This window comes from Micromonospora sp. RL09-050-HVF-A (assembly GCF_019374995.1).
Classification (GTDB): domain Bacteria; phylum Actinomycetota; class Actinomycetes; order Mycobacteriales; family Micromonosporaceae; genus Micromonospora; species Micromonospora antibiotica.
The window spans coordinates 138,298-159,271 of the sequence record NZ_JAGKQP010000002.1 but is presented as its reverse complement, the minus strand read 5'-3'; the positions used below and the strand labels follow the sequence as shown (position 1 = coordinate 159,271).

General features: G+C 71.1%; 18 protein-coding genes. 12 read left to right on the top strand and 6 right to left on the bottom strand.

The window, feature by feature from the left end; translation table 11 throughout:
* The first annotated feature begins 27 nt into the window (after positions 1-27).
* A complete protein-coding gene (locus tag J7462_RS00945; RefSeq protein WP_219460395.1) occupies positions 28-381 on the top strand; it encodes a hypothetical protein in 354 nt (117 codons plus the stop codon).
* Positions 382-1,120: 739 nt separating this feature from the next.
* Positions 1,121-1,771: a DUF4291 domain-containing protein gene (locus J7462_RS00940; RefSeq protein ID WP_219469873.1), complete on the top strand. Its 651-nt coding sequence runs from the start codon at positions 1,121-1,123 to the stop codon at positions 1,769-1,771.
* A gap of 146 nt (positions 1,772-1,917) precedes the next feature.
* Here the strand turns inward: J7462_RS00940 and J7462_RS00935 are convergent, their stop codons facing one another.
* Entirely contained in the window at positions 1,918-3,444 is a 1,527-nt protein-coding gene (locus tag J7462_RS00935) for a hypothetical protein (protein ID WP_219460392.1), read from the bottom strand.
* Positions 3,441-3,977: a hypothetical protein gene (locus J7462_RS00930; protein WP_219460389.1), complete on the bottom strand. Its 537-nt coding sequence runs from the start codon at positions 3,975-3,977 to the stop codon at positions 3,441-3,443. The genes J7462_RS00935 and J7462_RS00930 overlap by 4 nt, the downstream gene beginning before the upstream one ends.
* A 379-nt stretch (positions 3,978-4,356) precedes the next feature.
* Here J7462_RS00930 and J7462_RS00925 point away from each other — a divergent pair, with 379 nt between their 5' ends.
* The gene (locus J7462_RS00925; RefSeq protein ID WP_219460386.1) at positions 4,357-5,244 is read left to right on the top strand and encodes a macro domain-containing protein; all 888 of its coding nucleotides are present in this window, start codon (positions 4,357-4,359) and stop codon (positions 5,242-5,244) included.
* 29 nt (positions 5,245-5,273) lie between these two features.
* On the opposite strand, the gene J7462_RS00920 is transcribed toward J7462_RS00925, so the two are convergent.
* A complete protein-coding gene (locus tag J7462_RS00920) occupies positions 5,274-6,848 on the bottom strand; it encodes a hypothetical protein (RefSeq protein WP_219460383.1) in 1,575 nt (524 codons plus the stop codon).
* Positions 6,849-6,874: 26 nt separating this feature from the next.
* Between J7462_RS00920 and J7462_RS00915 the strand changes: the two genes are divergently transcribed.
* Entirely contained in the window at positions 6,875-8,392 is a 1,518-nt protein-coding gene (locus J7462_RS00915; protein WP_219460381.1) for a hypothetical protein, read from the top strand.
* The gene (locus tag J7462_RS33125) at positions 8,389-9,579 is read left to right on the top strand and encodes a TIR domain-containing protein (RefSeq protein ID WP_219460379.1); all 1,191 of its coding nucleotides are present in this window, start codon (positions 8,389-8,391) and stop codon (positions 9,577-9,579) included. The genes J7462_RS00915 and J7462_RS33125 overlap by 4 nt, the downstream gene beginning before the upstream one ends.
* A gap of 162 nt (positions 9,580-9,741) precedes the next feature.
* Here the strand turns inward: J7462_RS33125 and J7462_RS00905 are convergent, their stop codons facing one another.
* The 3 genes from J7462_RS00905 to J7462_RS00895 all read right to left on the bottom strand — a co-directional run bounded on the left by J7462_RS00905 (position 9,742) and on the right by J7462_RS00895 (position 11,986).
* Entirely contained in the window at positions 9,742-10,560 is an 819-nt protein-coding gene (locus J7462_RS00905; protein WP_219460376.1) for an alpha/beta fold hydrolase, read from the bottom strand.
* Positions 10,561-10,579: 19 nt separating this feature from the next.
* The gene (locus J7462_RS00900; RefSeq protein ID WP_208570275.1) at positions 10,580-11,149 is read right to left on the bottom strand and encodes a DJ-1/PfpI family protein; all 570 of its coding nucleotides are present in this window, start codon (positions 11,147-11,149) and stop codon (positions 10,580-10,582) included.
* 93 nt (positions 11,150-11,242) lie between these two features.
* Positions 11,243-11,986: a GntR family transcriptional regulator gene (locus J7462_RS00895; RefSeq protein WP_219460370.1), complete on the bottom strand. Its 744-nt coding sequence runs from the start codon at positions 11,984-11,986 to the stop codon at positions 11,243-11,245.
* A 443-nt stretch (positions 11,987-12,429) separates the two neighbouring features.
* Here J7462_RS00895 and J7462_RS00890 point away from each other — a divergent pair, with 443 nt between their 5' ends.
* From J7462_RS00890 to J7462_RS00860, 7 genes are all read left to right on the top strand, one after another.
* Positions 12,430-13,815 (top strand): extracellular solute-binding protein, encoded by a 1,386-nt coding sequence (locus tag J7462_RS00890; RefSeq protein ID WP_308290677.1) that lies wholly within the window; start codon positions 12,430-12,432, stop codon positions 13,813-13,815.
* Entirely contained in the window at positions 13,812-14,765 is a 954-nt protein-coding gene (locus J7462_RS00885) for a carbohydrate ABC transporter permease (protein WP_219460363.1), read from the top strand. The genes J7462_RS00890 and J7462_RS00885 overlap by 4 nt, the downstream gene beginning before the upstream one ends.
* A complete protein-coding gene (locus J7462_RS00880) occupies positions 14,765-15,682 on the top strand; it encodes a carbohydrate ABC transporter permease (protein WP_219460361.1) in 918 nt (305 codons plus the stop codon). Before J7462_RS00885 ends, J7462_RS00880 begins: the two co-directional genes overlap by 1 nt.
* The gene (locus J7462_RS00875) at positions 15,682-16,749 is read left to right on the top strand and encodes an ABC transporter ATP-binding protein (protein ID WP_219460358.1); all 1,068 of its coding nucleotides are present in this window, start codon (positions 15,682-15,684) and stop codon (positions 16,747-16,749) included. Before J7462_RS00880 ends, J7462_RS00875 begins: the two co-directional genes overlap by 1 nt.
* Positions 16,749-17,825: an ABC transporter ATP-binding protein gene (locus tag J7462_RS00870; RefSeq protein ID WP_219460355.1), complete on the top strand. Its 1,077-nt coding sequence runs from the start codon at positions 16,749-16,751 to the stop codon at positions 17,823-17,825. The genes J7462_RS00875 and J7462_RS00870 overlap by 1 nt, the downstream gene beginning before the upstream one ends.
* Before the next feature lie 231 nt (positions 17,826-18,056).
* Positions 18,057-19,517 (top strand): NAD-dependent succinate-semialdehyde dehydrogenase, encoded by a 1,461-nt coding sequence (locus J7462_RS00865; protein ID WP_219460352.1) that lies wholly within the window; start codon positions 18,057-18,059, stop codon positions 19,515-19,517.
* Between the two features lie 195 nt (positions 19,518-19,712).
* Positions 19,713-20,921, top strand: a complete 1,209-nt coding sequence (locus J7462_RS00860; protein ID WP_219460349.1) for an iron-containing alcohol dehydrogenase — start codon at positions 19,713-19,715, stop codon at positions 20,919-20,921.
* The last annotated feature ends 53 nt before the right edge of the window (positions 20,922-20,974 follow it).

The following is a 20,974-nucleotide window of genomic DNA, read 5'->3' as shown; positions in this document are numbered from 1 at the left end:
GCGACCGGGGTGCGGGACAATGCTCCCATGACCTCTACCGGATCGTCGCGGCTGTCGTTGTGGTCCACCGACTCGGTGCTGTCGATCGGGTCGCGGGGCTCGGTGCTGTCCATCGGCAGCGTCGGCTCGATCGCCTCCGTCGGCAGCGTCGGCTCCGCCGGATCGGTCCTGTCCATCGGGTCGGCACTCTCGGTCGGGTCGGCCCTGTCGTGGCGGTCCCGCTGGTCGCTGCTGGCCGACCGTTCCTCGGGGGCCGCGATGGGTTCCCGCGAGAGCGCCCGCACGCTGGTCGGTCCGACGGCGACGGTGGCGGCCGTGGCGTTGGCCGCCTACGCCGGCTACCTCCTGACCCGCAGCCGCCATCCGGGTGAGGGTCGTTGAGGGCGGACGCGGCAGGGGTGCCGGGGGAAGGTGGCACCCGGCACCTTCGGCAGTTTCCGGGCTTGTCGTTGCGTGTCACAGCGGTCCAAGTGAGCAGCTGGCCGGGCACCACCGTGACCAGGTAGGGGCTGCCGTCGGACTGCTTGAGCGTCTTCGCGTACGCGTCGCTGACGGCGTGGACGCGCAGTTCGAAGCTCTGCCCCGGTGACCTGTCGTCGCCGACCACGACGCGGTTCGCCGGCCAGGTGTGCGGGGTGGGGAAGTGGAGCGGCTGTTCGTAGGAGTAGCCCTGGACACCGGCCGCGCGCACGAAGATCACGGCGGTTCGTCCCGCTGCCGGCTCGTCCCCCGTGCCGGAGACGTCCGAGCAGTTCGGCACGACCGTCGCACTCGTGATCGCGAAGCGCACCGACGGGGTCCTGGACGGTGTCGGAGCCGTCGTGGAGGGCGTCCGGGTGGGAGGTGGACTGCTTCGTGTCGGCGGTGGAGTCGTCGTCTCCGGTCCGGTCGATGCGTCAGAAGTCGGCGTCCCTGGTGGAGATGGCGTCGGGGCCGGGGGTGACGTCTGGCCGAGCGACGACTCAGCCGACCCGGGTTTTCAGTACGCAAGGTGCGAGCAACAGACACTCTCCTTCGTGGCGGCGATCGGCGCGACGGCACGGTCCACTGGGGATGATGCGGCTCGGTGGAGGCGCGAATCCGGTGGACCTACCGGTTCCTGATCGTCGAGGATCGGCGGATGTCCGTACCCGTACGTCAGATCCGTGCTCGCTACTCGACCACGACGATCACCGTGTACCAGGCGTACCCGCCGCAGATCGCGCTGCCGGCGGTGTCCGCCGGACGTTTCGTGGCCCCCTTCAAACGGGACCGGATGACGTGGATCAAACCGTCGTTCCTGTGGATGATGTACCGCTGCGGCTGGGCCACCAAGCCCGGGCAGGAACGCGTGCTGTCCATCGAGATCACCCGGGCGGGTTTCGAGTGGGCGCTGGCACACGCCTGCCTGAGCCACTACGACCGTGACCTGCACGGCGACGCGGCGACCTGGGCGCAGCAGGTGAAGACCAGCCCGGTCCGGGTGCAGTGGGACCCGGAGCGGTCGCTGCGTCTGGCCGCGTTGCCGTACCGGTCGCTACAGGTCGGGCTGTCCTGCGAGGCCGTCCACCGGTACGTCGACGACTGGATCGTCGCCGTCGAGGACGTCACCCCCGCCGTCGAGCAGATCCGGGACCTGCTGCGCCGGGGTGACGAGCAGGCAGCGGCAGCACGCCTGCCCGCCGAGCGCGGCTATCCGCTCCCGGACCGGATCGCCGTCGGCCTCGCGGCCAGCCCCGATGTCGCCGCTGCGCCGGGAGTCCCGCTCGACGGCACCGCCAGGGGCAACTGACGCCCTGCGGCCTGGCCGCAGCAGATCACCCGCCGACGTTCCGGCGGCTTCGACCGCCGCCGCACCGTGCTCCCCTGGCCCGGGGCGCACGGTGCTCCACCGCGGGCCCGGACCGCCGCCGACGGGCGCCAGGCGTCACGTCCGGCTCAGGGCGGAAAACCCGGCGGCCGGGGCCACTGCTCCGCCTCCGGGTCGGGCCGGTAGCCCGGTGGCGGCTGCCCGGCGGGTGGGCGTACCGAGGACGGCGGCGCGGCGGACGGGCCCGGACCGTGCGCCCCGGCGGCGGGTGGAACGGTGACCCCGGCCACGGGTGGAGCGCCGCCCGGTGGGGGCGCAGCCGCGACGCCGACCACGGGCCGGGCCACGCCGGGCTCGGCCGGGACACCCGGCGCGTCCATCGGTGGGGTGGCAGGCCGCGCCGCTGGTGGCCGGTGGCCGGTGGGCTGCGGCCCCGGGAGCGCCGGTACGGCAACCCGGGGCCGCCAGACCTGCTCCCCGCCGATCAGGCTGCGGAAGTCGAACTGACACTTCGGGCAGGTGCGCAGTGCGGTCTCGGCGCGGCGGTCACCGCACTTCTGGCAGTAGGTCACCACCGTCTCGTCGGCGTCCATCCCCTGGCAGCGGGGGCAGGCGAACTTGGGGCCCTTGTTGTTGAGCTGCACCAGCCGGCCGGCGAGCACGTAGGGCGTGACCAGCCCGCCGATGCTGCTGGCCAGGTCCCGGGTTCGTCGAGTGCGCTCCTGCATGCGTTCCATCTCGGGGTTGGCGACCTTCTCCAGCCGGCAGGTGGTGCAGGTGCGCAGGGTCCGCACCGGCAGCAGTCCACGTAGCCGGGCCTGCTGGTGCAGGAAGGTCACCGCCGGCACGTCCGCCGGCTCGACGGTGATCCGGTCGGCCCCGCCCGCCGCGAGGCGTTCCTCGACCCGGAACACCAGCGACTGCACCTGCCCGACGAGCTTCGGCGGCATACCGCCCGGCCGGCTGACGATCAGCGTGCCGACCATCAGCATGCCGTCGGCCAGGTTGGCAGGGACCTCGGCAACGGCATCGGCCGTCTCGAAGGTGAAGGTCGCGCCGCCGGTACGGGTGACGACCGCCTGCCGGTGCGCCTGCCCGTCGCCGTCGAGCAGCCGGCCCGCGTGCCGGGACAGTGCCGCCTGCGCGCGGTTGGCCAGGCCGGCGGCGTGCTGCATCATCGCCACGTCACCCGGGCCCGTCTGCCGCCACCATGGGCTGAACGAGGTGGCCGCCGCCGGGTCGAGCCGACCGAGTACGGCGTCGAAGGCGCTCAGCACGGACTCGAAGAGACCGACGTACACCGAGGTCACGCCCCAGTTCCGCCCCAGCCGGCCCGGCCATCGGTCGACCAGCAGCACGCCCACCAGTGCCCCTGGGCCGTCGGCCTCCAGGGTGATGCGCAGCTGTACCGGCACCTGGGTCGGCGAGAGGGTGACGCCACCGAGGCGGGAGCCGCGTACCGCCTCCAGCAGGCTGAGCTGCTCGGTCTTCAGCTCGAAGGCGAGTTCACGGAGACTGCGCAGCAGTTGCTGGCGGGCCACGCTCGGCGGGGCGCCGAGCCGTCGTTGCGCGCCGGCCGCCAGCCGGCCGGGCTCCAGCCCGGCCGCGACGACCGGCGGCACGGCTCCGGGTCCACCGGTGTCAGCCCAGCTCATTCCGCTACGTCGTAGGAGACGCTGGTGTCGAAGCTGGACCCGGTGGCGTCGTAGCCCCCGGCGTCGTAGGAGGTGTCGTACGACGTGCTGGCGTCGTAGGAGGTCGCGTCGTACGTGCTGGTGTCGTAGGAGGTGCTGGTGTCGGTGCCGCTGGTGGCCCAGTCGACCTCGGCGGCTGCGGTCTCCACGTGGTCCACGACGGCGTCGGAGTAGTCGGCGGAGACCGTGTAGTTGTTCTCGGCGATGTCGGCGTGGTCGGCCGCCCGCGCCATGGCGCTCTCGGCGACGTCGATGTTGCCGGCGGCGGCGTTCTCCACGGCGTAGTCGGCCCAGTCCTGGGCGGAGTCGGCCCAGTCGTCACCGCTGTCCGCGTGCCAGTTCGACCAGTCCTGGTCGCCGACCGCGCCGCTGATCTCACTTTCCACGATGGACGCCGAGGGTTCCGGTAGCGCCACCACCGCCTCGGTCGGGGTGGTGTCCCCGATCGGCGTGTCGGTGGTCAGGAAGTCGCCCCAGTCCGAGTCGGCACTCATGCTCTGATTCCCCATATTTCGATGAACGTTTGCGGTAGGCGGTCGTCGGCCGAGCGCTCCGGCCGACGACCAGAACTGTCCCACGATCGCGACCGGGGCCGCGCGCTCGCCGCGACGGGGGGTGGACGTGTCGGCCGAGGTCACGGTGGTTTCCGGCCGTTGCGGCGGCGACGGTGTCTAGATGCCGACAGAGACTTCACCGCACCGGTGCCCGTTGCCGGGGCCGGCGAGCCGGGTCGAAGACGACTGGTCTCCTACGGTGCACCATCGACTGAACGGTGCCCCTGGTTTCGGCTCCGCCGGTCCGGCCTCCCGTGCCATGGCGGCCCCAGCGACCACGGCAGGGCAACCGTTGGTGCGAGCTGAACACAATGTCATCATGAAGAACCTCTCGGTTGTCGGCCCGGCTTGTGCCAGCCGCGCGATCTTCCGCACCCGCCGTGGACTACGCACCCTGCTCGCTCACTTTCTCGCGGCCGTCGGCCTGGTGTCGGCAGTGGTGCAGTTCCTCGGGCAGATGTTCTTCAACCAGGCATTCCCGGCGCCAGTCGCCGTCACGGCCGTCACTCTTTTCTGCTGCTTCGCCTGGGCTGTCGCCCAGGCCTATCCCCGCTCCCGGATCGAGCGCGAGTTCAGCACGCCGGACACCACGGTCCGGGTCGAGGTCGGTGACCTGTTCGAGCAGGAGACCCACCTCGTGGTCGGCTTCACCGACACCTTCGACACGGCGGTGGGCGACGACCGCATCATCAGTGGTGCCGCCGTGCAGGGGCAGCTTCTGCACCGGCGCTACGGTGACGACCAGCGGCGTCTCGACCAGGAACTGGCAGCCGCCCTGCGGCGTGCGGCACCGATCGCGACAGAGCCACCCGGGAGCAAGCCCGGCAAGCGCAAACGGTACCCGATCGGCACAGTTGCCGTCGCCGGCCGGCCGGGGCAGCAGATCTTCGCCGTGGCGTACAGCCGTCTCGGCAACGACCTCGTACCACGCTCGTCAGTGGACGATATGTGGGTCAGCCTGAACCGGCTCTGGGACGCCGTCTACGAGCGCGCCGAACGACGCCCGCTCGCGATGCCCATCATCGGTTCGGGGCTGGCGCGCATCGATCAGCTCGACCGCGAGTCCCTACTGAAATTGATTCTCATCTCTTTCCTGGCGCGGTCCCGAAAGACGCCGATCTGCCGGGAGCTACGCATCATCGTTCATCCCGACGACCTGCACTCCGTGAATCTTCTTGAGGTCCGGGCCTTTCTCCGGGCTCTGTGACCGGGGGACGGCGGTCGAAGGCCCGGACGTCAGGTCGGGCCCCCCTGTTTGAGCAGGTGCCAGGCGTTCAGGACGAAGTCCACAGCGAAGCCGGTCGCCGCCGGGTGCTCCTCCAGCAGCGTCGGCTCCAGCACGACCTGCCCGGGGTGGCGGCGGCGGAGGCGGTCGGTGAGCAGATACATGCCTGCCGGGGTGCCGATGCACAGGAATCGGAACGGGTGGTTGCGGGTGACTGCGAGCATCAGCAAGGTGACGTCGCCGATGTCGCGGGTTGCCGTGCGGACCAGGATCCCGCTGGCCGTCCACTGCGCGACATGCCGCTCCACCGGCAGGTCCATCAACACGAACACCGGCTCGACGGTTTGCAGCATTGCCAGCAGGTCACCGTGCCGGGCCAGCGTGTGATGGGTGGTCAGGGCCAGTAGCGGCCGGTTCGCCACCATGCCCTGGCACTGCGTCGGCGTAGCCCCGTCAGGCAGTAGCCCGAGCCGGATCGTGGCACCGCTCACGCTGGCGATCGCGGCGAACCGCTCCGGCACGGCCTGCTCGCCGAACGTGAACTGGCCCTTCGCCACGGCGCCGTCCAGCCAGAGCCCACAGACATGGTCCTCGCCGCCGGCCGACTCCGCGACGGAGGCGAACTCGGCGGTCAGCGGCGCCCGGAGCAGAACCCGCTGCCGGTGCAGTTCGAGCCCGTCCTCGTGCGCCGCCAGACGCTCCCGGGCCACCGTGATCAACGCAGCTGTCTCCGGGTCGACCTCGGCGACGGCGTCCCGGTACGCGGTGGCCAGCGCGGACTGCTGGTGGGACCCGACCGAGCCGAGGCCGGCCCGGTCCAGGACCTCGCACACATGGGCGTGGCATCGGGGACCGAGGACCTCCTCCTCGAACTGGCGCAGCCGCTCGAATCCCGGCGAGCCGGCCCTCGGACGTGCCGCGCCGTCGTCACCGCCCCGTTCCGGGAACTCGGCGCGCACCGCCGCGAACAGTTGTGTCCAGGACTGCGGCCCGCCTGTCTGCTCGAACACCGCCAGACGCCGGTCCGGGCTGTCCCGGCCAGCCGCCACGTCGTCACTGGCGAGTTGGCGGAACCCGCGGTGCACCAGGTCGAGTGACATCGCAGGGCGCATGCAGACTCGCAGCACCGCGTCGATGGCGCTGATCCGAAACTGCCAGGGCCAGTCGCCCGCCACGTCGACGAGGGCAAGCCCTCGATCCAGGTACGCCAGGTACTCGCGGTTACCGACCAGCAGTTCGCGTGCGGCGTCGACACCGGTCACGATGGCGGAGAGCGTCGTCGCGTACGTCTCGTGGCTGTCTCTCGACTGGTCGACCAGACGCAGAAAGACCTCGCGCAGCGTGTGCCGCCGGAATCCGGAGCGGGCTAGAATTCCCGCACCGGTCGCCAGCAGCCCCCATCCGGACGACCGTTGCAACTCGTGATGGAGCGCCTCGTGCAACTCTGTCATGGACACCTGGGCCGGCCCGGTCAGGCTTCCCATCGTCAGGGCCCAACTGTCCGACCCGTCGTAGGCGCCGTACTGATCGAAGCGAAGGACATCGGAGAGGTGATCTCGTCCGCAGCTCAGGGTTTCGCCGGCCATGTACCGATGATGCACCTTGGTGACCGGTGATCCCCCAGACCTTCGCCTGTTCGCGGGACGGCCTGGCCGCCGTGCTGCTCGGCGGGTACGACGGTGCGGGATCGTGGTCGATCGCCGCGCCCCAGATCCGCGGTGACGACGAACAACTGCTGGTCGAGACCCACGAGGGACTCCACCACGAGCTACAGAGTTCCACCGGCTACGGACTGGTCGCCGCGCTGTCCGCCCGGCTGTCCGGGCGGGGGGTGTCCCGCTACCGGCTCCGCGAGGTGTTTCACGAGATGGTCGTCCGGTCCCGGCAGGTCCACGAGGTGTTCGCTACCACCCTGGCGGCCGGCGTGGTCGGCGTCGATCTCACCCGGCGGCTGTTGTCCGACAACACCGACTACACAGGACACCTGGAGACCGGCCTGCGACTCGCCGGTCCCGGCGTGCCCGAGCCTCAGCGGGCCACGGTCGCGGCCGCGGTGCTGCGCTGCTGCATGGCGCCTGCCGGCGTCTCGACCCTGATCTCCAGCGGGTTCCGCCGCCTCTCCCGGGAGCACCTGGCGGCAGACGACCTCACCCCGGACGTCCGGCTGGATCGGTTCCGCGCCGCCCGCGCCGGTCCTGAGCTCGGCCGGATGGTGCGGGACCTGGCTGGCGCTCCGGAGGGGGAGCTGATGCGGGCCACGTACGAGCACGCGCGGCACGTCCTGGACCGGGTCGGCCTGCCGTCGGTCGCGTGGGCCGACCAGGCTGAGGTGGCCGAGGCGCTGCGGGCTGCGGTCGGCGCAGTGGACACCGACCTGGCGGCCCGGCTGAACATCGTGACCGGACGGCGTCCGCTGCTCGACGACGGCCTCGAATACGACCGGCAGAAGGTCGTCCTGCGCGATCGGCTGCCCGCCGAGGTCAGCATCCTGACCGATGCCGAGCAGGCCAGCCGGTCCTTTGGTGGGTCATTCGTCTGCGCCGTCTGGATGAGACAAGACGTACTGGCCAAACAGTTCCGGCTTCCGGCGACGCCTCCGTTGCCCGATCTGGTGGCGGCTCTGATCGACGGCGGTGGAACGGAGCCGGTCGTACGGCTCGGACTGCTGCCGGACGGCATGACACCCGGTGAGGTGCAGACGTGGCTCGGACCGGTGCCGGTCGTGGCGCTGACCACCCACCTCACGCTCGCCGTCCCGGAGGCCGACGCGCTGCTGCGGCGGTCCTCGCCGGTCCTCGTGTTGATGGATCTTCCGGTAGCTTGGCACGTAGCCGACTGGCTCAGGCAGGGCGCCACCGTCCGGCTGGCGCCGACGCCGCTCGACTCGCCGTTCGGTGGCGTCGAGCTGTGGTTGGCGGTGTTCGCGATCGACCGCCGACCCGGGCTTCGTTTCCTCGCGGTGGGAGGCAAGGTGGGAGTGTCGGTACTGGTGGAGCGGCTCCGGCAACGGCATGGTGAGCGGTTGGTGATCGACGGCGCGCTCCTGAGCACTGAGGCGAGCGTCGTTAACGCCGTTCTCACCAGGGTCTTCGACACCTGGCACGTGTTCGACCAGGACGCTGTCGAGTGACCGCCCGCTCCTGGCCACTGGCCCTGCTCGGCGCGACGGAGCCAACCGTCGATGGCACGGTGCCGGTGGACGCCGCATCGGTCAACCGGCTCGGCGACACCCTCGGTCTCGATCCGGACGACACCCGCGTGTGGATGCGCGGACTGATCGAGCAGGAGCATCCGCTGGCGGCGTTCGAGATGCGGTCGGGGGCTTGGCGCGTCAACCTTCTCCCGGCGGTCGCCGTCTCGGCGGTGACCGGGCTGGTCGGCGCGGCGGTGCTCCAACTGCTGGACGTCGGCTCGCTGCCCGGGGTACTGCTCGGCCTGGCCGCCGGGGCGCTGCTGCACGTCGAGCAGGTCGAGGTCGCCGAGGCTGACGTGGTCGTGCACGCCCGGCTGTGCGCGGCGGCGGCCAGCGGCGACCCGCAGAGCGTGGCGGCCCTGTACGCAGCGCTGCCCGCAGATGTCCGGGACGAGTTGACGCTGACCGAGTTCGCGGCGGTGGCGCTGCGCCTGCACGAAATCGGCCTGGTCGAATGGACCGGCACCGGCGTCAACCTCCGCGCGGCGAACGCCCGACGCGGATTCCGGTTGGTCGCCCGTGCCCCTTCGGCAGCCGCGATGTCGGCGGCGTTACCCGACGCCCCGGACACCTCCCACGAGCACCGTCAGCGGGTCTTCGTCGTCCACGGCCGCGACGACGCCTTCGTCGGGCGGATGTTCGAGCTGCTCAGCCTCCTCGGCCTGCGCCCGATGGAATGGGAGTCGCTGGTCGCGGCGGCAGACCGGGGACCCGCACCGGTCCTACACGAGGTGATCCGCGAAGGGCTGTCCCGGGCGCAGGCCGTGGTCGTGCTGCTGACCCCGGACGACGTGGTCCACCTACATCCCAATCTGCGTCGCGATCAGGAGGACGGCCACGAACTGACCCCGGCCGGTCAGCCCCGACCCAACGTCCTGATCGAGCTGGGCGGCGCCCTGTACGGTTTCGCCGACCGGACGGTCATCGTCCGGGCCGGGGCGATCCGGCCGATCGCCGATCTCGGCGGGATCAACTACATCGACTTCGACGGCCGCGAGCCGTCCCGGGCGAAACTCGTGGAGCGGCTTCGCCGGGCCGGTTGCGTCGTCGACGACCGGGGCACCGAGTGGCGGCGTCCGACCCGGTTCGAAGGGCTCGACACCTTCACCCGCCGCCCGGCCTGACCGGCACACCGGCACCCTGTTGCCGGGTCCGGAGGCCGGTCGTTTGCGCACGACGATGCGACATCGGTGATCCCGGTGGCACCTCAGGCTGTGCGCGGCGGCACCCGACAGGGCCGCGTCACCTGCCCGCCGGGGCGGGGACCTGCCGCGGCGGCCGGCGCGTTACGTCCGGTCCGGGCTGAGGAAGCACGACAGCAGGTGCCGGAACTCGTGCGGGTGCTCGATCGCCGGCACGTGTCCGCAGCGGCCGAACACGTGCAGACGCACGTCGGCCAGGTGGTCGAGCAGGGGTCGGGTCGCCGTCGCGAGCGGGGTGACCCGGTCATCGGCACCGTGGACGAGCAGGACGGGCGCGCGGATCGCGGCCAGCGTCCGCACCCCGAGGGTGAGGTCGTCGACCCAGCGCGCGCGGGGCGGCGGGAACAACGACGCGTACGCGGCGGCTCCCGCCCGCATCGCGTCCGCGCGGGCGGCGACGGCCGCGTCGGTCACCAGCGTCTGGTCGAGGAAGAGTCGACTGAGCATGTCCCGTGCCCCGACCGGGCCGGCGGGGGCGGCCCAGAGCGCGTCGAGGTCGGCCGACAGCGGTGCCCCGGGGGCACCCATCGTCGAGACCGCCACGACCCGGGTGACCTGCCGGGGGTACGCGGCCGCCAGGGCCAGCGCCACGGCCCCGCCCATGGAGTGGCCCACCACGGCGTAGTGCTCGATACCGAGAGCAGCCATCAGTCCAGCGGCCTGCCGGGTCCACAGCCGGAGTCCACCCCGGGAGCCCGCCGGGACGGGGGTGCCGCCGAACCCGGCCTGGTCAGGGGCGAGCACGCGCCAGGACGGGCCCAGGGCCTGGGCCGTCGCCGCCCAGGCTCCGGACCCGGTCGTGCCGGGTCCGGAGCCGTGCAGCATCAGCACCGCCGGCCCGACGCCACTGTCGAAGACGTGGACGGGAGAGCCGTCGACGGTGACCGTCCGCGGTGTCGTCATCGGGACGGGCCGGGTGCGCTCACGCCGCGGGCGAGTCGACGGACTTCGCGAAGAGTTCCATCATCGCCCGGCCGAACTGCGGCATGTCGGGCCATCCCCGGCAGGAGACGAGGTTGCCGTCGACGACGTCGGGCGCGTCGATGACGGTCGCGCCCGCGTTCTCCATGTCACCGGTGATGGGCGGGAAGCAGGCCGTCTTGCGACCCTTGAGCAGCCCGTACACCGCGGGGACCTGCGCGCCGTGGCAGACCAGCGCGACGGGGAGGTTGCGGGCGAAGAAGTGTTCGGTGATGCGCCGGACGTCGGCGTCGACCCGGATCCACTCGGGTGCCCGTCCGCCGGGGATGATGAGGGCGTCGTAGCGTTCGACGTCGACCTCGGCCCAGGGCACGTCGACCGGCAGTTTCCTGCCGTTCTTCTCCACGTAGGCGTCGGAGTTGGGGTCGAACTCGTGGATGACCAGTTGCACGTCACGTAGCGTGCGTGACGCGACGTCGACGTCCCAGCCGCCCTCCTGCACGCGGTAGTAGGGATACATGGTGTCGAGTTCCTCGGCGGCGTCGCCGGTCAGGAGCAGCGCTCTGGGCATCTGCTTCTCCTCGCAATGTGGTGGCGGTGAGGTGGACGCGATCCAATCCGATCCAATCCGATTGAGCTAGCATTCCTCCGCCCCGCCCGCCCGTCAAGCCTGCACGGCCATCGCCTCCGCGCCCTCGATCTCGTCGAACAGCCGCCGGAAACGCTCGCCGGAGCGCAGGATGTGCCGACGCATCGCATAGGCGGCGGCGTCGGGGTCCCGCGCGGCGATCGCCGCCACCACGTCCTCGTGCTCGGCCATGGCCAGGTGGGTGACCTGCGTGTCGTGGTGCAGCCGGAACAGGTGAACGTGGCTGTGCAGCCGGGCGAGCGACTCCCGGATGACCTGGTTCTCCGCGCTCTGCGCGACGAGATCGTGGAAGGCGGCGTCGCGCAGCCCGAACGCGCCGTAGGCGGTGGGTCCGCTGCCACCCTCCAGCTCCGCCATCTCCTCCAGCATCCGCCGCAGGCCGGCGACCTGCGCCAGGGTGGCACGTTCGGCGGATCTGCGCGCCGCCGCCGGTTCGAGCAGCAGGCGGACCTCGAGCATGTCCTCGAAGCGGTGCCGGGTGATCTGGGGCGGGATGCGGTAGCCGGCGTGGGGCACCCGCACGACCAGCCCCTCGGCCTCCATCCGGTTCAGCGCGTCCCGGATCGGCGTCTGCGAGACCCCCAACTCGCGCGCCAGGACGTCGATCGTGACGCGGGAGCCGGGCTCGATCCGGAGCGACATCAGCTGTCCGAGCAGCGTGTCGTACACCTCGTCGGCAAGGCGGCCGCCAGCTCGTCCCGGCGACGTTGCGCCCGGCACGACCCTACGGCCCCGCGCGGCCGTCGCTTCGTCGTCCATCGTGACGTGGGGTCCTCTCTTGCGCCTGCGGGAACCTGTTGACATCAGTCACGACGCTGCGACATGCTGACGCCCCCCACCCGATCGTATAGGAAACGTGACGGACGCCCGTCATCCTGCACCGTCGCCGTAACGCCTGCCATCGCTCCACTCGATCATCTGGAGCTCCCATGAGCATGCTCGACGTCCGGCCCGCTTCGCCACCGGGCCACCGATGGGCCGACGTACCCCTTCTCGACAGCTGACGACCGGCACGTCGCGGCGGTCCGTGACCACCGTCCACGGGTCGACCATCGCGCCGGCCCGGCACCACGCCTGAACGACCCGGCACCTGCTCGGCGAGGCACCTAGCGAGGCTCTAGAAGTCCCCACCACCCCAGAAAGCAGGAACCCCCATGCGGCATCCGAAGCGAGTTGGACGAACATCCGTTTCCGGCCGAAAGGTGCGGCTGGCGACGGCGGCCATGCTCCTGCTGGCCACGACCCTGGCCGCCTGCGGCGACGGCCAGGACGACGGTACGAAGACGAGCGCCCCGAAGGCACCGGCGACCATCCCGGAACTCACCAAGGACCCGCTGACCCTCAGCTTCATCTGGTTCGACTGGCCCCCCGCCCACGCCCTGGAGGACTTCGCCAACGCGGAGTACAAGAAGGAACGGCCGAACGCCACCATCAAGGTCAACACCGTGCCGAACGCGAACTGGCACGACGCGATGTTCACCCAGTTCGCCGCGCGCAAGACCGACTTCGACATCGCGATCCTGGACTCGCAGCACATCGGCGAGGCCGTGACGAACGGCAACATCCTCGACCTCACCGACTTCGTCAAGAAGAACATCGACGTCGACGCCTACAACCCGTACCTGCTCGCGGCGTACGGCCAGTTCCCGCAGGCCGAGACCGGCAAGCGCGACGAGAACGCCAGCCTGTACGGGCTGCCGCTGCTCGGCGACACCTGGACGATGATCTACCGCAAGGACCTGATCGGCGACAAGCCCCCGCAGACCTGGGACGAGATGATCTCGGTCGCCGCGAAGTGCCAGGCGGACAACCCGGGCGTCAGCGGGCTGGCCTTCCACCAGGCCAACGGCTCCGACGCGGCAGCCGTCACCTACAACACGGTCAACGGCGTCTACGGCGGCAACCTCTGGAACGCCAAGGACCGCAAGATCGACGGCGTCCTCAACGACACGGCGGGCCACGAGGCGATGGACGTCCTGGTCAACAAGATGAAGCCGCTGACCGCCAAGGGCTCCGGCAACTGGTTCATCGACGAGGTTAACGCCGCGGTCGCCCAGGGCAAGGCGTGCATCGCGTTCAACTGGATCGCCGCCAGCGGCGGCCTGCTCGACCCGAAGCAGTCGACGCTCGGCACCAGCCGGGAGCAGATCCTCGGCAAGCTGGGGTTCGCCACCCTGCCCACCCAGAAGACGAACCTGGTCCCGCTCGGCGGGATGGGGATGCACGTGTCGGCCTACTCCCCCTCGGCGCAGCAGGCCGAGGCGCTGAACTTCATGCGGTGGTTCGAGCAGGCCGACGTGCAGAAGAAGTGGGCCGCGGCCGGTGGCGTGCCCGCGCGTACGGATGCCCTGCAGTCACCCGAGTTCCTCAACGCCGGGCCGTTCAACCAGGTGTACGCCGACTCGGTGCCGCGGATGCGGGACATGTGGAACGTGCCCGAGTACGCGCGGCTGGTCGACATCGAGAACACCGGCGTCAACGCGGCCCTCAACGGTGCGAAGAACCCGAAGGCCGCGCTCGACGACATCGCCCGGGAGCAGCAGGGCGTGCTCGACTCCAGCAACCGCAAGGGCGGCGGCGGGCTGTGAAAGACCCCGTCCCGCTGACGACCGACCGCCCCGGGCAGGTGGTGTCCGCGACGCCACCTGCACCGGGCCGGTCCCGCCGCCGGCTCAGCGACCGTGGCCTCGCCGTGGTCTTCGTCTCCCCCGCGCTGCTGCTGTTGCTCGGCATGTCGGTGTTCCCGCTGCTGTGGGCGTTGTACCTGTCGTTCACCGACTACTCGGCCACCCGGGGCGGGCCCGCCCGGTTCGTCGGGTTCGGCAACTACACCGCCATCCTGACCTCGGCGCAGGTCCACCAGCGGGCCCTGACCACGCTGATCTACGTGGTCGGCGCGGTCACCCTGCAGACCGTGCTCGGCTTCTCCATCGCCTACCTGATCTCCCGCCGTACGCACGGGCGCGGAGTGCTGACCACCCTGTTCCTGGTGCCGATGATGTTGTCGCCGGTCGTGGTCGGGCTGTTCTGGCGGTTCATGCTCGACGCGCAGTTCGGCGTGGTCAACAGCATGCTCGGCTCACTGGGTCTGGGGCAGGTGGAGTGGCTCACCCGGCAGCGCACCGCACTGGTCTCCCTGATCGTCGTCGACACCTGGCAGTGGACGCCGTTCATCATGCTCATCGCGCTCGCCGGCCTCACCGCCGTCCCGAAGTACCTGTACGAGGCCGCCTCGATCGACCGGGCGTCCGAGTGGTTCCGGTTCCGCACCATCACCCTTCCGCTGGTCTGGCCACTGCTGCTCATCGCCGTGCTGTTCCGGGCCATCGAGGCGTTCCGGCTGTTCGACCTCGTCTACATCCTCACCAGCGGAGGACCGGGGGTCTCCACCGAGACGCTGTCGTTCCACGTCTACAAGGTCGCGTTCCTGGGCTTCAACACCGGCACCGCCTCGGCGTACGGCATCCTCATGGTCCTCGTCGTCATCGTCCTGACGCAGCTCTACCTGCGCTACCTGAACAAGCTCAAGGAGGGCTGATGGCCGTCTCCGTCGACGAGGCCGTGTCCGCGGGCCCGACCCCGGACCGCCCGCCCCCCGCACGCCGGGTACGCCGTCGGGGCCGTGGCCGGTCGGTGCTGGAGGTCGTGCTGCTGACCGTGCTGGCCGTCGTGATGCTCTTCCCGGTGCTCTGGATGATCGAGACGTCCATCAAGGAGAACCGGGACGTCTACGCCGTGCCGGCCGAGTTCTTCGGCTTCACGGTCACCCTCGACCACTTCCGGGACGTCTTCGTCGGCGCCGACGGTGGACGCTCGGCACTGTCCGTGGCGTTCCTCAATTCCGTGGTGGTCGCCGGGGTGTCCACGGTGCTGGCCACCGTGCTGGGGGTGCCGGCGGCCTGGGCCTACTCCCGCTTCACCCTGAAGGCCAAGAAGGACCAGCTGTTCTTCATCCTGTCCACCCGCTTCATGCCGCCGGTGGTGGTCGTGGTGCCGATCTTCCTCATGTACCGCCAGGTCGGACTCATCGACAGCAAGCTCGGTCTGATCCTCATCTACGCCGCCTTCAACGTCCCGTTCACGATCTGGATGATGAAGGGATTCGTCGACGAGGTGCCCGCCGAGTACGAGGACGCCGCCATGCTCGACGGCTACAGCCGCCTGCAGGCGTTCGGGAAGTTCACCCTGCCCCTGCTCGTGCCCGGCATCGCCGCGACGGCGGTCTTTGCGCTCATCTTCTCGTGGAACGAGTTCGTGTTCGCCATCTTCCTCACCTCCAGCGACGACGTACGGACGGCACCACCGGCCATCGCCGGCCTGATCGGCGGCACCACCGTGGACTGGGGTCTGGTGGCCGCCGCCTCGGTGGTGTTCGCCCTGCCGGTGCTCGTCTTCGCCTACCTGGTCCGCCGGCACCTCGTCGCCGGTGTGACCCTCGGGGCGGTGCGACGCTGATGGCGGGCATCGAGGTGAGCGCCCTGCACAAGCGCTACCCGGACGGCACGGTCGCCGTCGAGCACGTCGACCTGTCCATCGGCGACGGCGAGCTGTTCGTGATGCTCGGCCCGTCGGGGTGCGGCAAGACCACCACGCTGCGGGCCGTCGCCGGTTTGGAGCGGCAGACCAGCGGCGACATCCGCATCGGCGACACGCTGGTCAACGACCTGCCGCCGGCCGAACGCGACATCGCCATGGTGTTCCAGTTCTACGCGCTGTACCCGCACCTGAAGACCCGCGACAACCTGGCGTTCCCGCTGCGGGCCGAGGGACTGCCCAAGCACGAGGTGCAGGCGCGGGTCGAGGAGGCGGCCCGGCTGATGCGGCTCGGTCCGCTGCTGGACCGGCGGCCCCGTCAGCTCTCCGGCGGAGAGCAGCAGCGGGTCGCGCTCGCCCGCGCCCTGGTGCGCCGGCCGCGCGCCTTCCTGATGGACGAACCCCTCACCAACCTGGACGCCGAGTTGCGGGCGGACATGCGCACCGAGATCAAGCACCTGCAGGGGGAGCTGGGGGCGACGATGGTCTACGTCACCCACGACCAGGTCGAGGCGATGTCGCTCGGTCACCGCATCGCCATCCTCAACAAGGGCCGTGTCGAGCAGATAGGCACCCCGCTCGAGGTGTACGACCGGCCGGCGAGCCTGTTCTGCGCGGCGTTCATCGGCTCCCCACCGATGAACCTCATCGAGGTGGAGGTGGCCGACGGGAAGCTGCGCGGTCAGGGCGGACTGGTCCTCACGCCACCGCCCGGCCTGCCCCGCGACCGCCCACTGGTCGCCGGGGTCCGGCCGGAGGCGCTGGAGGTCACCGCGCCGGGGGCGGACCGGTCGGTTCCGGCCCGCGTGGTGTCGGCGGAGTGGCTGGGCGACGAGATCATCTACGTGGTCGACCACAGCGGCGGACGCGACGTCCGGGTCCGGATGCCACCGACGGTCCGGTTCGCCGCCGACGCCCAGGTCGGGCTGCGGCACACCGGCGGGACACCGGCGGTCTACGACGTACGCACGGAAGAGCTGGTGGCCTGATGGGAACCGTTGCGGTACAGGGGCTGTGCAAGTCCTTCGGTAAGGTCCAGGCCCTGGACGGGGTGACGCTGGACGTGCCGGACGGCGCGTTCTTCGTGGTGCTCGGGCCCTCCGGGGCGGGCAAGACGACGACCCTGCGGGCGATCGCCGGCCTCGACCGGCTCGACGCCGGAACGGTGCACCTGGACGGCAGGAACGCGACCACCGACGCCCCGGCCGCCCGTGATCTCGCGATGGTCTTCCAGAACTACGCCCTCTACCCGCGACACACGGTGTACGAAAACATCGCATCACCGTTGCGGGCCCGGCGCCGTCCGTCGGGCGAGATCTCCGCCGCCGTCGAGCGGATGTCGGACCTGCTGCACATCGGGCGTCTGCTGAACCGTCGTCCCGCGCAGTTGTCCGGCGGTGAGATGCAGCGGGTCGCGTTGGCCCGGGCGCTGGTGCGCAGCCCTCGCGCGTTCCTCATGGACGAGCCGCTGACCAATCTCGACCTCAAGCTCCGCGTCGAGATGCGTACCGAGCTCACCCGCATCCACCGCAGCCTCGGGGCGACCTTCGTCTACGTGACCAACGACCAGGTCGAGGCGCTGTCCATGGCCGATCAGGTCGCGGTCCTCAAGGAGGGGAAGGTGCAACAGGTAGGCACCCCGACCGAGGTGTACGAGCGTCCCGCCAACCAGTGGGTCGCGGGATTCGTCGGGAGCCCGCCGATCAGCCTGCTCCCCTGCCACGCCGAGGGGGACCGCCTGGTCGGTGCGGCAGGCTGGACGCTGCCGCGGCCCCGCTGGGCCGCCGCGCAGGACGGCCGCCCGCTGCTGCTGGGTCTGCGTGCGGAGGACCTGTCCGTCGAGCGGCGCGCAAGCGCCACGTTGCCGGGAGAGCTCTACGGGCTGGAGCCGCTCGGCGACCGGACGGTGGTCGACGTCCGGGTCGGTGCGCAGATCCTCAAGGTCAAGTCCCGACCCACCATCACCGGTACGCCTGGCGAACAGGTGCTCGTCGCGGTCGACCTGGACCGGGCGCACCTGTTCGACGCGGGAACCGGGCTGTCGCTGTCCGAGGCCGGGCGGTAGCCACGTCGGGCGGGCACCGGCACCAGGCGCCGCCACGTACCCCGCGGCGCGTCACCGGTGAGCACGGCCTGACGACCAGCGCCCGCGAGGGCGGTCGGTGGTGCGGGCGGCACCGCAGACGAAGCCATCTTCGAACCGCGCCCCGCCGGGGGCGGGTGACCCGTCCGACTGCGCGCGGCGCGATCGCCGGGCAACCCGGACAGCACCACGACGAGCACAGGAGGCGACGCAATGAGTGACCCGATGGACGTCCTGGCCCCCGAGCACCGGCGGCTGCGGATCGGCGACGCCTGGCGCGACGCCGCGGGCGGCGTCACCTTCGCCGTCGAGGACCCGGCCACCGGCAGGACCATCGCCGAGGTGGCGGACGCCGACGTCGCCGACGGGCTGGCCGCCCTGGAAGCGGCGAGCGGGGCGGCGGCGCAGTGGGCGGCGACCCCGCCACGGAAACGGTCGGAGTTGTTGACCGCGACGTACCGGGTGCTGACCGAACGGTCCGAGGAGGTGGCCCGGCTGATCACGCTGGAGATGGGCAAGCCGCTCGCCGAGGCCCGGGCGGAGGTGGCCTACGGCGCCGGGTTCTTCCGGTGGTTCGCCGAGGAGGCGGTACGGGTCGAGGGGCGTTACAGCACCGCCCCTGCTGGTGGATACCGCATCCTCACCGTGCCGAAGCCGGTCGGACCGTGCGTCTTCGTGACGCCGTGGAACTTTCCGCTGGCCATGGGTGCCCGCAAGATCGCCCCTGCGTTGGCCGCAGGCTGCACGACGATCACCAAGCCGGCCGCCCAGACACCGCTGACCATGCTGTTGCTGGCCCGCATCATGGCGGAGGTCGGCGTACCCCCGGGGGTCGTCAACGTGGTCACCACCAGGCGTTCCGGCGCGGTGGTCTCCGCGCTGCTGGCCGACGCCCGGACCCGCAAGCTGTCGTTCACCGGCTCGACCGAGGTCGGGCGGGTGCTGCTCCGGCAGGCCGCGGACAACGTGCTGCGTACCTCGATGGAACTGGGCGGCAACGCGGCCCTGATCGTGTGTGCCGACGCCGACCTGGACGTCGCGCTGGACGGTGCCATGGTGGCCAAGATGCGCAACATCGGGGAGTCGTGCGTCGCGGCCAACCGGATCTACGTCGAGGAGCCGGTACGCGAGGAGTTCACGGCGCGTTTCGTCGAGCGGATGGGTGCGCTGTCGGTGGGCCCCGGTCTCGACGACGGTGTGGACGTCGGTGCGTTGATCGACGATGCCTCGGTCACCCGGATCGACGAGCTGGTCACCGACGCGGTCGATCGCGGCGCCCGGGTCCTGGTGGGTGGTGAGCGTCCGGCCGGGCCGGGGCACTTCTATCCGCCCACGGTCCTCGTCGACGTGCCCGGGGAGGCGCGGATCCTGGGGGAGGAGATCTTCGGCCCGGTGGCGCCGATCATCTCGTTCACGTCCGACGACGAGGTGCTGGCGAGGGCCAACGACACCGAGCACGGCCTCGTCGGGTACGTCTTCACCCGTGACCTGCGGCGGGCGCTCCGGTTCGCCGAGGGGCTGGAAACCGGGATGGTCGGCATCAACCGTGGCCTGATCTCGGACCCGTCGGCCCCGTTCGGTGGCGTGAAGCAGTCCGGGATCGGCAAGGAGGGGTCGCACGAGGGCATCCTGGAGTACCTCGACCTCACCTACGCGGCGATCGACCTCCCGTGACCGGCCTCCCGCCCCGGGCATCCACCGGAGATCGTCGCGTCCGGTGCCCGTCCGCCCTGCCCGGTCCCCGCCCGGGAGGCGTCCGGGCCGCTCAGGCCGCCCGGGCGGCCGACCTCACCGACGCCGTCGGGGTCCCGCAGGTGACCTGGCGGTCCGCCCAGCACATCGCCGCCGACGTTCCGGAGAGGCACCGACATGCTTGAGACCGTCCGCGGACCGCGCCAGTTGATAGTCGGCGAAGGGGTCGCGCAGAACATCCCCCGGGTGGTGGCCGAGAGTGGCTCGCGGGTCCTCATCGTGACCGACCGGATCCTGCTGGGGCAGCCGGGCGTGGCCGGGATCGTGGCCGCCGTACGGGAGCGGGTCGAGGTCGTCGAGGTGTTCTCCGACGCGACCCCGGACGTACCACTCACCGATGTCGACCTGGCGGTCTCGGCCGCCGCCGCGGTGGACGCCGACGTGATCCTCGCCGTCGGGGGTGGCACGGTGATCGACCTCGCCAAGATCGTCGGGGTCATCCGGCGGCACGGTGGGACGCCGCGCGACTTCTACGGCGAGGCGCGGGTGCCGGGGCCGACGATTCCGCTGGTCGCGGTCCCCACGACGTCGGGGACCGGCTCCGAGCTGACCCCCGTCTCGGTGCTGACCGACCCGGACCGTGCGCTGAAGGTGGGGGTCTCCAGCGTCCACATCGTGCCCGACTTCGCCATCGTCGACCCCGAACTCACCTACACCTGCCCGGCGACCGTCACCGCACACTCGGGCATCGACGCGTTCTGCCACGCGGTGGAGAGCTACACGGCGCGGCCCCGGGCCCACGGACCGCGCGATCCGGTGGAGCAGGTGTTCCTCGGTCGCAACCCGGTCACCGACCACTACGCGCTCCGGGCCGCCGAGCGGATCGCCCGGAGCCTGCGTCGTGCCGTCAGGGACGGCGGCGACACCGACGCGCGGGCGGACATGTCCTACGGGTCGGTGCTCGCCGGGCTCGCCTTCTCCCACGCGGGCAACGCGGCCCCGCACGCGCTCCAGTACCCCATCGGCGCGGCCACGCACACGCCGCACGGTCTGGGTGTCGGACTGTTGCTGCCCTACGCGCTGCGTGCGGCCAGAAACGCTGTCGGCGACCGGTTGGCCGTCCTCGCCGGGGTGTGCGGGCTCGACGTCGCCGACGCCTCGGATGCCGAGGCCGCAGACACGTTCCTCAGCTGGCTCGACGGGCTCCTTGCCGACATCGGCATCCCGCCCACCCTGGCCGACATCGGGGTGGCCCGCGCCGATCTTCCCCGCTTCGCGGAGATGGCAGGTGGCGTCACCCGCCTGATCCAGAACCACCCGGGCCCGACCGACACCGCGAGCCTGACCGCGATCCTGGAGGCGGCCTGGGCCGGGGACCGGGCCTGACCCGGCGCCGGTGCTGCGTGGGCGGCGGCCCCCGTCGGGGAGGTCGTCGCGGC